This window comes from Olleya sp. ITB9 (assembly GCF_001315805.1).
In the GTDB taxonomy this organism is placed as follows: Bacteria; Bacteroidota; Bacteroidia; order Flavobacteriales; family Flavobacteriaceae; genus Olleya; species Olleya sediminilitoris.
The window spans coordinates 62052-76805 of record NZ_BCBW01000018.1; the positions used below are offsets into that span (position 1 = coordinate 62052).

The following is a 14754-nucleotide window of genomic DNA, read 5'->3' on the forward strand; positions in this document are numbered from 1 at the left end:
GAATTGATTAAAACTCTTAGAACATATAAAATAAAAGAAAAAGACACCATTAATAAGGTGGCAGAACAACATGGTTTAGATACTCAAGAACTTATTGAATATCATAACCAAAGAGCAGAATCTCATGAGCAAATAAAAAATCGTATTCCAACTTTTTTACAAGAAATTATTTTACCTCCAAAAGGTTATATAATTAAAAACGGAAAAGAAGTTTGGGCAACCCCAAATGAACCCGAACCAAATATTTTAAAAGAACCATATTTAGGAAGATTATCTCGAAAATTTGAAGAAACAGATTTATTTTATGGTGTATTAAAAACTATAAAAAATGGAGATATCGAAAATACTATTAAGTATGAAAAAAGAGTAAAGTTCTACCCGAAAAATGAAATTAACGAACGATATGTATTAATAGATATAGTATCTAAAGTTTTTATTAACGATAAAGAACCAGACTTAGTTGCAGACGAGTTAGCATTAAAATGTACTGAAGTTATATATCCACTTATACTTCAAACAGATTACAATAACAAGCTGTTAAACATCAAAAATCATGATGAAATTTTAAAAAGATGGAAAAAACATAAATCAAAAGTATTAAATTATTACTCAGGTGAAACTGCAAAAAAATATGTCTCTTTATTTGAGGAAACACTTACAAACAAAGATGTTTGCTTTCATTATTTAAAAAACGATTGGTTTTTTCAACTTTACTTTAATAAAGTTTTTACAACCTACATTAAAGAAACACAACAAAAACCTGAAATCATTAATTTTCCTATAGTACCAAATACCAAAGCTGTAGCATTTGAAACAAAAAGAAAAGCAAATACATTTTTAAAAACTAATAAAATTAGAATAGATATAAAAGGAGAGTGTTTAGATAAAAGAAATAAAAATGAATTAGAAAGTAAAATCCATTTTCCAGCTTCTACTTATAAGAGAAAACAAACTGTTAAAGGTATGTTGCGTATTTTATATTTTTTAGAACCAGCTACCAATATAACAGAATCTGCTTTTTTAGAATGTGAACTAGAACTTACAAAAAAAAAATATGTATCAATATCAATTTCTAAAACAAGTGGTGATACATATTTAAAAAAGAAAGAAGAATTAGAAAAACAACAAAGTAAAACTAAGAAACCTTTTTGGAAAAGTATATTTTCATAAAAAACGAAAATTATGAGTGAAAAACACATAGTCGTACATGGAGCAATTTGTGAATGCCAACAAGGATTTGTACCAGATATGCTAAATGTTACCTCGCATAAAAATGAGTATGCGAACGACAAAGATGGGAGTAAAAAGTTAGTTGGCACAACAATGGAGTTAGGAACACCATTTAAAAATAAAACCTTTGGCCAATGTAAACTACAACCAACGGGTAGCAGTTACAAGCCATGTCAACCAATTATAACAGGTTGGGATGGCGCTTATGAAGATGTAACTTTAAAAAACGGAGGGAACATACTAACAGAAGATAGTAAAGCTATTTGCGCAATTGCAGGGTCAGGAGTTGTAAAAATATCCAATCATGGTCAAATATCAGAACCTAGCCAACAAAACATGGATAATTCAGACGAAGATACTCAGGCACAATTAAATCCAATGGTTAATTTTACCAATAAGAAGCATACAGGTGAAGGTATAATAATTAGTGTAAAATAGAAATAATGGGAGCCGAAGTTAAAAAAATAAGTGTTATTGCTGGACATAGTTCATGCTATGCTGTTACAGAAAACAATGCAACAATAAAACCAGATTCTAATATTACATTAGGTGTTACTCAATGGGAAAATGAAGAATCACTGGGAAACATAACCGAAGAACCAGTATATTGGTTCTGGAAAGATCCAGACAGACCTATAGAGGTTAAAAGAAGAGCCTTAGGTAGATCCATGGAGTTTAACATACCCAAGAAACTTTGCGGTTCTTTTACTTATTTAATAGAATCAAGCACCTCTGGAATATTAAACGAAAACAGTGTAAAAGACGATTTTTATATCAATGGTTATACAAAAAAACAAATTGTAACTAGTGAATGGCGTTCAGAAGCAGAAGGTAGTGACATAAGACAAAGCCCAATAAAATATGGTGACTTTTTATACTTATGGTTAAACACCGAAGGTTTAAATGGAGACACAATTACTGTAGAAGTTTATAATAGAAGAGGCCTTCGTTCTGATCCATTAATTACAAGTAAAAGTGATGTAAGAGTTGTTGACGGAGAAGCATTATACACCATTGGTGATACTACCAACTGGATGGGAAAAGTTTCAAGTTGGTGGGACGAACAAGAGTTTTATATCAATGTAAAAGACTCTAATGGAAACTTAGTTTTAGATGGTAATGGTGATGAAGCGCATGCAAGATATTTAAGAATATTATACGAAGAAGCTACAGACAAAGTACATGTTTCTGCCAATATTACACCAACAAAAATTTATCAAGCCGAAGTAAATGCTATTCGTTATGACCCATGCAAATTCGAAAAAATAACAGCAACTGTTCCTAAAGTAACAGATGGACAAAAAGGGTCAGAAGATATTACCATATTTGCAGAAGGACAAGCATTAGAAAACCCAAGAACAAGTACTCAACAAATAACACGAAGTGTATTATTTGATTTTAATGACTCAAGTATAAACCCTGTGGCAGAAGAAGTTGCAAATAATGTATTAGGTTTCTTATTAGACAATGTTGGTACACAAATTAGAATGAGAGGTTATGCATGTGCCATTGGTAGTGTAGAAATCAATCAAGAACTCTCTCAATTACGTAGTGATGCTGTTAAAGATTTTTTTGTTCAAGGAGGCTTAGAAGCTGGTAGAATAATAAGTTTAGGACTTGGAGAATTAAATTCAGAAAGTCCTGATAATATTAGCAGAAAAAATGATCCTGAATATATTAATTCGAGAAGAGTAGATATAACTTTCGATTTTAAATCTCATGGTGCAAATCCATTAATATTTGAAATTATCGCACCAAGTACACCCGAAAACACATCATTAACTATTGATGGATTTAATACCGATGATTGTTATCGTGAAAACAATAAACATGAAAATAAAATAACCATAATATCTCCAGATACCCAAACAATTGAAGGTTCAGGTAGTAGTTTAAGTTTTCAAGTGCACTCTACTGTATCAAAACTAAACCCTGCTCCATTACAATACATATGGCCAAAATGGAATTTACTTAATACAGCAACAAAAGACAAAATAGATTCTGCAGCTATTTACAAAGGACATGTAAACACTTGTAGATATTATTCAAACAAATCTCTCGAAACATTTATAATTAAAGCTTATCCTGATATTAAATGGAAATTTGCACTTGAAATAGAAATGGATATCTCTAATGCTCGTTCTACTAATATGCCAGTAGCTGGTGGTAGTTATGCAGATACATTTGAGAGTAATAGACAAGATGGATTGGTTAGATATCGTATTGGTCAACAAAGCAAAATCCCAATAAAAATTGGACTTAAGTTGGAAGCTAAATGGGATAGCGATACAAGTGAAAGAAATTTATCTGAAGATTTCAAAAGAAAAATAGAGCCATTTGCTCAAACTGTTTCAAAAGGTGTTAATGTACTTCAAAGCGCTGTAAATGTAGCTATTGGAATTGCTAAAAGTTCAGCAATTCCTGTTACAATGAACATACTTTACCCTAAGTTTGTTAGTTCTCTTAATTGGTACTTAAAACGAGATGATACCTCTAAAAAAATTGTTACAGCTGGAGATATTACCTTTCAATTTGATCCAATTATAGGAGCAGAAGCAAGAGTAGATTTAATTGCTGCAGCAATTCTAGTTGGATCAGCTGGTAATCCTGCAGTTGCAAAATTAGCATCTAAAGCTAGAGATGGCTTAGATAGTTTAGGTACAGGTTTAAAATTTGATTTAGTCTTTGTAGGTAAATTAAAGTTTGCAATGGAAACTGTAAAGTTTGATACTCTAAATGGTATTTCAGGAAGTGGTAAAACTACTATAGAAGGAGAGTTTGGTGTAGAAGTAGAATTTGTATTAACTATAGGATTAGGAGGTTCTCAATCTCCTGTAACAGAGCCTATTATAAATTTTGAAGCTGCCTTAAAAGGTGAAGGCTATTTTGGTGGTGAATTAGTTGTTGACAGTGATGAAAACGGTATATTTACCCAACCGACATTAAAATTTTCAGGGATTAAAATAACCGGTAAAATAACAACAACTGTTGGATTTTGGGATCTACCATCTTTTGAATTTGCAGAAGTAGTTACAGACCCAGAATCGTTAGTACTAGATAAAAATTATATAAATTAATATACAATGCAAGATTATTTAAAGCCATATTATTCAATATATCGACGCATGGGTTGTGCAGGAGAAATATATGTTAACGATGTTCCTCTAACATTTCATTCTGGAATAACAACATCTGGCAGTAAAACAGTAACAGGAGATATTCCAATAAACCATCTACTTTTAGAAAGTGGAAGCTATAAAGTTACAGGTATTATGCTTCCACGACACAAGATGAAAACTTTAACAAAGGATGAATACATGTCTCTAGATTTTTATATTGCAGAAGGAGATACAAGTAAATTACAAGAAACACGTAAAAAATTTCATCCAAGAATAAAACAACCATGGAATGGATTAAGTGAAAAAATTGAGTACCCAATTTTTAAAATAACAACAGAAATTAATGTAAATCTACCTTTTGTTTTAAATGGTTGGCAAAATTCGATTAATTTAAAAACAATAAAAGAAAAGGATCTTTTTAATGAAGTTTTAAAATTTTATTACCAATTACATGGTGTACTAGCATCTCATAATGCTTCAAAATTTTTAGATTTATCTAAAGATAAAATGGAATTACAAGAAAAAGCCTTTTATTTTACAAAAAAAAGTAAAGCTGATTTTTTAAATGGAGCAACATCATTATTTAGTCAAAAATTAGAACTATTACCTTTAAACTCTACAAATCTTAAATTACAAATAATGGGATACGGAAAATTAGTAAGGTTAGTAAGGTTAGACGGAAGCTCTGCTTTACAATATAAAATTGCTGATCCGGAAATAAATGATACAGTTAAATTTGATATTAAATTACATATGAAAACTTTAAATAAAGGATTAAGTATTATTTAAGATTAGATTAAATGAAGCGTAAATTATTTATAAAAAAAATTATCATTGCCTCTGGAGGTATAATATGTTCTAGTTCAATAGTGAATTGCTCTAATAAAAAAATGCAATTAACAGACTTGTTAAATAAACCTATCAGTATCCTTACTGATTACGATAAAAATGGAACTAAGGACTATGGCTATTGTATAGTCCCAAGTAGAGATTATTCTCATGAAATAATTATGAACGAAGATAGTTTTGTATATTATGAAAACAATAAGATAAAAGGTTATACCATTAACGTAAATGATAATGGTAAAGAAACTTTTTCATCAATAAAACAAACACTTGTTGATAAATTTGGTAAATCTGTAAAAGTCTATGATAATGCTTTTGGTGTACAATTTGAATGGAATGAAAACAAAAAAAAATATACACTATCAAAAACAAAACAGTTTCAAAACATAAAACAAAAAATAATCTTTAGTGAGTCAATCTTTGATAATGATTTATTTGTATTCTAAAAGGTAATTTAACAAAAATGACTACTAATATAGCTATACTTAACTTAAATTATTATAAGGTTTTTTTCACATTAATTGTAGGAAGCTTTATCTTAAAAAGTAATATACCACAATCCAATTTCGATTTAACAAAACTCTCACTTAATAAAGATAAAATTAATGATGTAATCACTAAAGATACTAAAATAAAAAAATATCCCTTAGGTAATACAAACAATGAATATATATCAACCAAAGCAGAAGAGTTACTAATATTTAACAATACTAGTCTTATTGGTCGTCAAAATCCAGACAGTAATAGAGGCGTTAACGGAATAAATTTTTACTATAACAAAAAAGACAGTATTATTTATAAATATCAAGTTTTCATTTATTCTAAAGTACAGGCAGAAAAATTATTATCAGCGTTAAAATTAAAATTAGGAGAACCTGACTATACAGGATATATGAGGTTTGGAGATAAAGAAAAAGGAAAATTCTCCTCACTATTATGGGAGGAAAAAGAAAATAATCGCTTGTATTTACTAAACTATTCGTTGGACGAGACTGAGAAAGCAAGACTTGAAGTAAAAATTAATTCTTCAGATATAAATGAACTAAATTTAACTGCTTCCTTTAGTTACTGGGAAGATTATTTAAAAGTTAGAAATAGAAAAGATAATCCAAATTATACTTATCAAGATTTTTTAGATGAAAAATTAAAAAGAGATTCAAACGATGTTAGAGCTAAACTATCAAGGTAATAAATTACATTTAAAAATTAAATCAAAATTATGAAAAACCTTATTATATGATTGATTGTAATGTGTCAGCTTGCTTATTGGAGATTAATGACACACTAAACTATATAAAACAAAAAAATCCCAAGACTTTATATCTTGGGATTTTTTTTTGATTTGAGTATTATTAAATGCTTTTAAAACTTGAACATAACTCCAAACTGAGCAGTTTGAAAAAAGTTTTTAAACACATTTAAATCAACATTTAAACTATTTGTATTACCTTCTTCACTAACTAAATCATCTCCTATATAATATGCTTCATTATTTAATGATCTATAATTAGCAACATCAGATAATACGAATGATATTGCTATATTATCCTTGACAAAATAATTAACTCCTAAATTAAGACCTACTTGAAATCCGGTTGCTTTTTGAGTATTAGATTCAAAACCACCTTCTAATTTAACATAGTCTCCACCCAACTCTCCATATACTTTAAACCTTTTTCCTAAGTCTAAAAAATAATACCTTAAAAATAGTCCTGCTGTAATAGTTTCTTCTATATTTTTTTCAGTGTCATCATCACTTTCTTCAGAATGTTGATATGATAAGTCTAAACCTACAGCAAAATCATCACCAAATAAATAACCAGCTTTAGGATTAATTATATATTCAGACAAATCTGCTCCTGATCTTGCATCTGTATCATTACTATAACCAATCATTCCCTCTACTATTACATTACCTTTTAAAAGGTAAAATGATGGCTCTTCTACTTCTTGAGAGTATCCTACAACAGCTATTAATAACAGGCCAAATAATGCAAATTGTTTTTTCATTGTGATTACTATTAATTTAAAATTATTTATTAATGTTTTTAAGCAAAAAAAACCGAAGAATAAACTTCGGGTTTTTTTCATTTAATATTTTATTGTTTATTGTTGTTCATACTCAGCATCCCAAGCATTACCATCATCTCCTTTTTGACCATCCATCTTAATCATGAAATTTTTGGCTGGAAAATATGGTTTCATGTGGACATCTAAATAGATACGATCTTTCTGGTTATGATCTTGTTCAAAACGTTTAATAGAAAAATCTTCAATTAATTTGTCTGGTCCTGTAATATTGTCTAAAAACTTAACAATCTGTCCCATTAATTCTTTTCTTGTCTTTGCATTAAAGTTTTCAAATGCACGTCTGTTTAAGAAGTCCATTAACACTTTAGTTACATAATCAAATACACGTACTACAGAGTAAGTTTGTAACCCTAAGTTATCTCCATTAAATAACGTTTTTGCAGAAAAAGCCATGACTTTACCATACTCATTAACCATCGGTACTAAACCTAGTTTTTCAAGCTGAGCTATTTCACTTTTCTTTAAGTCAAAACGCACACCATCAATTTCATTAATACCTCCAAACTTTTTACCTGCAGTTACTTGAGACATTAATGTGTTATAAATTTTTCCTGCTAATGCTCCTGCTGGTGGTACAAATAAGTCATCCTCCTCTCCTACTTCATCATGCTTACCACGACCAACTAGCCAGTTACAAGACATAATTACATTTGATCTATAATTATCTCCTCCTGTTAAATTTGCTGATTCAAACATTTCCATAACATCATCTGGCTCGTCTAAATGAGCAAAATCTGTTACTAACATTACTTTGTTATCATAAGCGATTTTAGCCCACTTTTCTACAACTTTATTAGACCCTAAATAACCTGGTATTACAAGTAAGCCATAATTATCTCTTAAATCTAAACGGTCAAAAGATGAGTTTAATTCTTCTGAAATAGCATCAATAAATCTTGTATTATCTAAATCTTTAACTTGATCTAATTCTGCATTTACAATAGATAAGTTTTTAAGTTTATCTGCTTCTGTATTTTTATAAAAAAGAGCCATAGATCTATAAGATCTTTCAAGGTCTCTTGTTGCATCAATAGCAGTACCTAAATTCTTTTTTAAAGATACATCTGCTACTTGTGATAATTTTTGTGATTCTTCAATCATTTCAGGAATATCATCCGATCCTGACAATACTGAAGACCACATTTCAAGTACTTTTTTTAATGTTTCTCGTTCGTCTTTTTTAGCATTTTCTGTTAGAAATATTTTTTTTCTTGCTTTACGTTCTGGGTTCATGTTTTGAACACCTTCTACACAAGCTTCCATTAAATCAAAACCACCATACTTTGCTAGTTTCTCGCTATTAGTTTTTAAATACTCTGAAGGGTTTTCAACTGGCTGAAATCCTTGCGCTTTATCTTGAGAGGCTGCCATAATCTATTTATTTTCTTCTATTTCTGTTAATAATGCTCTAATAGATTCTAGTAAAGCTTCCTTTGCTTCTGGATTTTCAAGAGCTGTTTTTAGTATTTTATTGGTTTTTAATTGCTTTGCAATTTTAATGTACTGGTCTTTTTCGGTACTTAGGTCTTTTAAAAACTTACTTTGCCTTGTAATTCCTTGAGCACCATAGTCTCCAAGATTTTTAAATTTCAAGGTTTCTTTTTTCCCAACACCATCAGAGTCTTCAAAATCTACTTCAACATTTGGTTGATAATGCTCAAAAACATCGTCTATAGTTTTTAACCCTTTAACAACTTCTGGTTTTATTGGTTGATCTTGAGTTAATTTTTCTACAAGTAGTGTTCTGTTTTGAGGAATTTCCTGAAGAGCTTCGGCTGAATCAGATTTTACTTCATTACCTCCTATTCCGTAAGTATTACTCATTTTTTTGGTTTCAAATTAGATTAATAATTATGTTAAATATAAAACTATTTTTTTATTCGGTATCTATTTATTAGATATATCCCACGTTAATGCTCCCTTTTTGTCAATATCTAATTTAATAGTAGCGCCTTTTGTTAATTCGCCTGAAATTATTTTTTTTGACAATGGAGATCTAAGGTCTTTTCTAATAACACCTCTTAATGGTCTTGCACCATATTTTGGTGTAAATCCTTTTTTGGCTAAATGTGTTGTTGCTTTATCACTTAAATGCAAAGTCATTTCTTGCTTATCAAGTGCTTTGTGTAAATCTTTTAATTGAATTTTAAAAATCTTAGTTATAAAGTCTTCCATGATTGGTGAAAACGGAATAATCTCGGTCAATCTTCCTAAAAATTCTGGTCTAAAATGTTTACCCATCATTTCTAATAAATCATTAGACTTAGGGATTTGTCCTGCATTAAAAGTATCTACAATATGATCGCTTCCAATATTAGATGTAAACAATATTACTGCGTTAGAAAAATCACCTTCCTTACCTAATCTATCATGTAATTTACCTTCGTCTAAAATTTGTAAAAAGATATCAAAAACAGATGGATGAGCTTTTTCTATTTCGTCAAACAAAACAATAGAATACGGTTTTTGTCTAATTTTATTAACTAGTAAACCACCTTCTTCATAACCAACATATCCTGGAGGTGCTCCATATAATAAGGCTGCAGAATGTTCTTCTTTAAACTCTGACATATCAAACCTAATGATTGATGTTTCGGTTTGAAATAAAAATTCAGCTAATGCTTTAGCTAATTCGGTTTTACCTGTTCCTGTTGGTCCAGAAAAGAAAAAGGATCCAATTGGCAAACCTGGTTTACTTAATCCTGATCTAGATTCTAAAACAGCTTCTGTAATAACTTTTACAGCATGATCTTGACCAATCACTCGTTTTTTAAGTTGGTCTTCCATATTAAGCAGTCTGTCTTTTTCGTCTGCTTGAAGTTTTCCTGTTGGAATCCCTGTTTTATTAGCAATGGTTAAGGCAATATCATTTTTTGTGATATGTGTCTTGTCTTTAGAAGCAACTTTTGATAGATTTTTTAAAATTGAATTAAGCTCTTTAAATCCTTTTGCTGCTGTTGTGATGTGTTCTAGTTTATTTTCTTCTTCCAACTCGGTAAATAAAAGATAACTCAGTTTATCTTTCATTTGAGTATACATCCATTTTATCTCACTTATAGCTTGATCTGTTGGTCGTTTTTCTGCTTTAAGTGCTTCAACGCGCTCCTTTAATGTTTCAATTTCTGGTACAGAGGTTTGAATCATAAATTTAGCAGCAGACATGGTACGGTCTATTAAATCTATTGCCGAATCTGGTAAACTTCTTTCTTTATTATAACGTTTAGCTAATCTTATGGCTTCTGTTATTGTTTCACTATCAATATCTAAATTATGGTGTTCTGTATAATAAGATATTGTGTTTTCAATCATTCTTAAGGCTTCAATTGCCGAAGGTTCTTCTAGTGTAACAGTTTCAAATTGTCTAGATAAACCTTCATCTATTTCAATATGTTTCCTAAAAGCATCATTTGTAGCTGTAGCAATAATTGTAAGTTCGCCTTTAACTAATTCTGATTTTAAAATATTTACTAAACCTTGATTATTGTTAGTCTTATCTGTAATTACGTTTAGCTGATCTATTAATAATATAGCTTTATCTTGAGCTTTAACCTGGTCTATTACTTTTTTTAATCGGTCTTCTATTTCCCCTTTATAACCAGCACCTGAAACTAAACTTATAAAATCTAACTCATAAACTTCTGCATCTTTTAATTGCTCTGGTATATTAGTGTTTAAAGTCGTGTATGTTAATCCGTTTAACAAGACTGTTTTACCCACTCCAGGCTCACCTAAAATAATAACATTTGGTTTAGAGCGTCTTCCTAAAATTTCAGTAATCATTTTAAGTTCGGCATCTCTTCCTGAGATTATTTCTAACTGATTTGATTTAGCTAAATCTGTTTTATTAATAGTGTAATTAATAACTTTATTAGAAGTATTTTGATCTGTTTTTGACTGTGCACTTGATTTTGTAGTTTGATTTGATGATGACGCTTTACTTGAGTGTTTTATAACATCTTCAGCCTGTAACGGAAACGTTTTTAATTGTTCAAAAGAAAACCCTACACCAGGAATTGCTAATGCAGCCAAAACACAATGTGCATTGACTTTATCTACACCTAATTTTAGTTTTATTGTTTCGGCTTCATTAAAAATAGCTTCTACAAAAGCATCATGACCAGGTTGTTCTGGTATTTTATTAGTTTTCGGGTAAGATTCTAACCTTACTTCTGCCCATTCTTCTATATAATAGCCATCAACGTCAATGCTGTTTAGGTACTTAAGCATACCTATGTCTTTATGTAAAAGTGCTTTTAATAAATGTGCTGACGAATATTCTTTGTGAGAATACTCTTTTGCTATGGATTGTGCAATATGTATTGCTTGGTTTAATGATTGATCTAGGGAGTACTCCATTTAAAGTCTTAATGGTTTTTGGTTGGACTTAGATTTAAAAATATATAAATAATATGGATTGGTAATATAAAAAACGAATAAATGTACGGTTTTGTCTATGAATAGCATTTTAATACAACTAATAGCAAGGTGAAACGGTGTTTTTAATTCAGCTAAAAATAAATAAAAAATGAAACAAAATAATTTATTATTAATAAATTAAAATAATCTATTTAATTTAGTCTTTACAAATTAAGCGTTTACAAACATTTAAACTAAACAAACATGTTTTTAAGAGTCTCTACAATTATTTTAGCTTTATGCTTTATATCTTGTAATGAAAATCCCTCAAAATTTGATGGTGAATGGCAGTGTAACGATGGATCTGCCACGATTTACACCTTTAAAAAGGTAAATAACAACAGTTATATTATGCAATGGGATAACGACAAATACATCACTGGTTTAGTAACTAAAAACGATGTTTTTGAAACTGCAAACGAGATAATTGCTATTGATAGTAAAACTAATGAATTGATATTACCTAAAGAATGGAATTGTCAGAAAGCAGTTAAATTAATTTTACCTGAAGAAAACACACAGGATAATATTGCTGAAACAAATGTAACGTCAGAAAAAATAGCATCTAAAAGTGTAAATAGCACAAAATATTTAAACACTAAAACTGATATTAATAAACCAACTGATAAAACCAATATTAATTATTGGATTACAGATGAAACCATTGTTTATGATTGTTTAATAAGAAAACAAGAAATTAAGGAAGGTTTTAAACTTTTAACAGTTGATTTTATACAATTAAAAAAAGCAACTGCTGACAGTCAGAATTTTTTTGAAATAGTCAATAAAAACCCAAAATTAAGAACATTTGCATTTACAGATAAAACAACATTTTTACCAAGCGATTTAAAATTTGATACTTTAAAAAAGTATCAAACAAATAATGATGAGGGTCAAGTATTTAAAATCTCTGTTGTAAATGGTAAAATACAATCTTTGACAAAAACTTTATAAGTTAAAAACTTATTATTAATAAAAACCCAATCTTAAAATAGTTTTAAAATTGGGTTTAATATAAAAAACAAAAACACACATTTTGCTATTAAATATATTTACTCAAAATTGCTTTTAATTGTATTGTGTCTTTATACTCATCTCTGCATAAGTAATTATTTTCATCACAATCAAGCATTGTATGCTCAATAGTTACTAGGTTGACTCCTTTTTTTTCTAACATTAACTTACGTTTATTGTTATAATTATTAATGGTATTAGAATCTCCAGAGATTAACGCTTCTATATTGTCTATATTTGGTTTTGTTTGATTTACAACACACTCTATAACTAAGTCTTTTGCTTCATAAAAGACTGCTAATGGTAGTGTCTCACTGACTTTTCCGTTGTTATTTAAATCTCCTAAAACCCATCCCAGTGAGCTTTCGTTTTGCCCATCACCTATTAATAATTGGTTACATAAATTGATGATGTAAAATTGATCTGACATTTCTGGATCAGATACATTACTACTAGATAAAATAGGATCTAAAACTTGATAATTGTTCTTCATGAATTGATTGTTTATTTTGATAGATATTGAGGTTATTTCTATTGTTTAGTTATTGATTATATTTTGTTTTATTTTATTTGATAGAAAGGTTTAATGAAAATACCGTAATTGATGTCACACTACCTCCTATTAGTCTTTGTCCCCAAACCTCAACATAGTCATTAGGTTCTAATTCGACAGTAGCAGATATAGAGTTACTTGATATATCTGCGGTATTATTAACTCTCATTAAGGTGTTGGATTCTACTAAAGTTGTAACTCCATTTTTTCTGATAAAGAAGGCATAGAACTCACCTACAGCAGTATTACCTCTTATTGACATAGAAGCATTAATTTGAAATGTTCTAGTTTTTTTACCTAAATAAGTAATTCGATTATCTGTTGGAGTTGACATTCTAAAAAGGTTAACACCAGTTGTATTGTTTGGGAATGTTGCGTTACCAGTTAAATTAAATGGGCTAGTATTTGTTACATTTTGAACAAAACCTGTAGTAATAGTTCCATCATAATAAATATTACCAGTTGCCACTTGATCAGATTCTACAGGTATACCTGGACAATCTACTGTCCAAGAGTTGGTAAAGTTGTAACCAGGATAAGATCCTGTTGTATATCTATTAACATAATCAGAAGTAGTATTACCACTAAAACTTACTCCTGATAAAATACCATTCTCAACACTCAATCCTGAAGTACTTACATCCATACCAACTGCAGTACCATTCATCTCAGAAAAACCACCTTGTTTTTGTATTAAGTTAAAAGTCCCTGTAAAGGTTTCATAGGTCCCACCATTATTAGCAAACCAACCAACATTACTTAATAATAATTCAGAGATATCATTATAGGTTACTCCTGCACTGTTACCAACAAATTGTACAATACTAACAAAAACTAATCCAAAACCTTCAATAGTACCTACTGCGCCAGAATTAGCAACAATACAATCTCTAAAAACAAAAGAACTGCTTGCTGCACCATTTAAACTAAAAACAGTTCCTCCTGGAGCTGATAATGTAACACTTCTTACACTACCTCCTGTTGTACCTGAAAAAATAGTACCTCCTGCAGAAAACAAAACATCTTCATTTGTATCATAACCAGTGATGTACGCATTATTTAAATCAATAGGTACTGCTAATACTATAGTTCCATTAATCTCATATAAAGTATCAGTATCTAATAAGTATTTAGCGTTTCCACCAGCTGCTAATTCATCTGCTAAATCTGCTGCAGATTGGATTAATTTATGATTAACCCTACCGTTAGATTCAATTTTAACCCATATGGTTCCATTATGATGGTAAAATGAATTTTCAGTAGTATCATAAACCAATAATCCTTGGGCTGGCGTTGTAATTGCTAAGCGTTGTGTTGTTGTCATTCTTGGTGCTAGTAAACCTTTATCTGTTGAAGATAAATCTAACATTGATGATGCATCTGGTGTTAAAGTACCAATACCAACTTGAGCATTTATATTTAAACTAAAACATATAAATACTAAAAGTGAAAGCGATTTTATTTTTAAGCTGAAGTGTTTCATAA

Annotated in this window: 13 protein-coding genes; 7 read left to right on the top strand and 6 right to left on the bottom strand. The window is 29.6% G+C overall.

The annotated features are described in order from the left end of the window. The first annotated feature begins 3 nt into the window (after nucleotides 1–3). Genes ITB9_RS04430 through ITB9_RS04455 form a run of 6 tightly spaced genes read left to right on the top strand, consistent with a single transcriptional unit; the run spans nucleotide 4 to nucleotide 6384 of the window. On the top strand, nucleotides 4–1170 hold the full coding sequence (locus tag ITB9_RS04430; RefSeq protein WP_054851306.1) for a hypothetical protein: 1167 nt from the start codon (nucleotides 4–6) through the stop codon (nucleotides 1168–1170). 12 nt (nucleotides 1171–1182) lie between these two features. Continuing rightward, the gene (locus ITB9_RS04435) at nucleotides 1183–1668 is read left to right on the top strand and encodes a DUF4280 domain-containing protein (protein ID WP_054851307.1); all 486 of its coding nucleotides are present in this window, start codon (nucleotides 1183–1185) and stop codon (nucleotides 1666–1668) included. 5 nt (nucleotides 1669–1673) lie between these two features. Then, nucleotides 1674–4307 carry an OmpA family protein gene (locus ITB9_RS04440; protein ID WP_054851308.1) on the top strand — a complete coding sequence of 878 codons (2634 nt, stop codon included), beginning with the start codon at nucleotides 1674–1676 and terminating at the stop codon, nucleotides 4305–4307. A 6-nt stretch (nucleotides 4308–4313) separates the two neighbouring features. After that, nucleotides 4314–5138, top strand: a complete 825-nt coding sequence (locus ITB9_RS04445) for a hypothetical protein (RefSeq protein ID WP_054851309.1) — start codon at nucleotides 4314–4316, stop codon at nucleotides 5136–5138. An 11-nt stretch (nucleotides 5139–5149) separates the two neighbouring features. Next, complete coding sequence (locus tag ITB9_RS04450; RefSeq protein ID WP_054851310.1) at nucleotides 5150–5641, top strand: hypothetical protein; 492 nt, start codon at nucleotides 5150–5152, stop codon at nucleotides 5639–5641. Nucleotides 5642–5658: 17 nt separating this feature from the next. Further along, complete coding sequence (locus ITB9_RS04455; protein WP_054851311.1) at nucleotides 5659–6384, top strand: hypothetical protein; 726 nt, start codon at nucleotides 5659–5661, stop codon at nucleotides 6382–6384. Between the two features lie 173 nt (nucleotides 6385–6557). On the opposite strand, the gene ITB9_RS04460 is transcribed toward ITB9_RS04455, so the two are convergent. From ITB9_RS04460 to ITB9_RS04475, 4 genes are all read right to left on the bottom strand, one after another. Next, nucleotides 6558–7205, bottom strand: coding sequence for an outer membrane beta-barrel protein (locus ITB9_RS04460; protein ID WP_054851312.1), 648 nt, complete (start codon nucleotides 7203–7205; stop codon nucleotides 6558–6560). A 96-nt stretch (nucleotides 7206–7301) separates the two neighbouring features. Continuing rightward, nucleotides 7302–8657 carry a DUF5458 family protein gene (locus ITB9_RS04465; protein WP_054851313.1) on the bottom strand — a complete coding sequence of 452 codons (1356 nt, stop codon included), beginning with the start codon at nucleotides 8655–8657 and terminating at the stop codon, nucleotides 7302–7304. Nucleotides 8658–8660: 3 nt separating this feature from the next. Continuing rightward, entirely contained in the window at nucleotides 8661–9110 is a 450-nt protein-coding gene (locus tag ITB9_RS04470; RefSeq protein WP_028291083.1) for a hypothetical protein, read from the bottom strand. A gap of 63 nt (nucleotides 9111–9173) precedes the next feature. Continuing rightward, nucleotides 9174–11642, bottom strand: a complete 2469-nt coding sequence (locus tag ITB9_RS04475; protein WP_054851314.1) for an ATP-dependent Clp protease ATP-binding subunit — start codon at nucleotides 11640–11642, stop codon at nucleotides 9174–9176. A gap of 264 nt (nucleotides 11643–11906) precedes the next feature. On the opposite strand from ITB9_RS04475, the gene ITB9_RS04480 reads away from it, so the two are divergent. Then, complete coding sequence (locus ITB9_RS04480; protein WP_054851315.1) at nucleotides 11907–12656, top strand: hypothetical protein; 750 nt, start codon at nucleotides 11907–11909, stop codon at nucleotides 12654–12656. Nucleotides 12657–12744: 88 nt separating this feature from the next. On the opposite strand, the gene ITB9_RS04485 is transcribed toward ITB9_RS04480, so the two are convergent. Both ITB9_RS04485 and ITB9_RS04490 read right to left on the bottom strand, forming a co-directional pair. Beyond that, nucleotides 12745–13209: a hypothetical protein gene (locus tag ITB9_RS04485; RefSeq protein WP_054851316.1), complete on the bottom strand. Its 465-nt coding sequence runs from the start codon at nucleotides 13207–13209 to the stop codon at nucleotides 12745–12747. A gap of 73 nt (nucleotides 13210–13282) precedes the next feature. Beyond that, nucleotides 13283–14752, bottom strand: a complete 1470-nt coding sequence (locus ITB9_RS04490; RefSeq protein WP_054851317.1) for a hypothetical protein — start codon at nucleotides 14750–14752, stop codon at nucleotides 13283–13285. Nucleotides 14753–14754 lie beyond the last annotated feature (2 nt).

What these genes read in the sequence shown, in the direction of transcription:
- ITB9_RS04435 (WP_054851307.1), top strand. Translation starts at nt 1,183, where the DNA reads ATGAGTGAAAAACACATAGTCGTACATGGAGCAATTTGTGAATGCCAA.
- ITB9_RS04440 (WP_054851308.1), top strand. Translation starts at nt 1,674, where the DNA reads ATGGGAGCCGAAGTTAAAAAAATAAGTGTTATTGCTGGACATAGTTCA.
- ITB9_RS04445 (WP_054851309.1), top strand. Translation starts at nt 4,314, where the DNA reads ATGCAAGATTATTTAAAGCCATATTATTCAATATATCGACGCATGGGT.
- ITB9_RS04450 (WP_054851310.1), top strand. Translation starts at nt 5,150, where the DNA reads ATGAAGCGTAAATTATTTATAAAAAAAATTATCATTGCCTCTGGAGGT.
- ITB9_RS04455 (WP_054851311.1), top strand. Translation starts at nt 5,659, where the DNA reads ATGACTACTAATATAGCTATACTTAACTTAAATTATTATAAGGTTTTT.
- ITB9_RS04460 (WP_054851312.1), bottom strand. Translation starts at nt 7,205, where the DNA reads ATGAAAAAACAATTTGCATTATTTGGCCTGTTATTAATAGCTGTTGTA.
- ITB9_RS04465 (WP_054851313.1), bottom strand. Translation starts at nt 8,657, where the DNA reads ATGGCAGCCTCTCAAGATAAAGCGCAAGGATTTCAGCCAGTTGAAAAC.
- ITB9_RS04470 (WP_028291083.1), bottom strand. Translation starts at nt 9,110, where the DNA reads ATGAGTAATACTTACGGAATAGGAGGTAATGAAGTAAAATCTGATTCA.
- ITB9_RS04475 (WP_054851314.1), bottom strand. Translation starts at nt 11,642, where the DNA reads ATGGAGTACTCCCTAGATCAATCATTAAACCAAGCAATACATATTGCA.
- ITB9_RS04480 (WP_054851315.1), top strand. Translation starts at nt 11,907, where the DNA reads ATGTTTTTAAGAGTCTCTACAATTATTTTAGCTTTATGCTTTATATCT.
- ITB9_RS04485 (WP_054851316.1), bottom strand. Translation starts at nt 13,209, where the DNA reads ATGAAGAACAATTATCAAGTTTTAGATCCTATTTTATCTAGTAGTAAT.
- ITB9_RS04490 (WP_054851317.1), bottom strand. Translation starts at nt 14,752, where the DNA reads ATGAAACACTTCAGCTTAAAAATAAAATCGCTTTCACTTTTAGTATTT.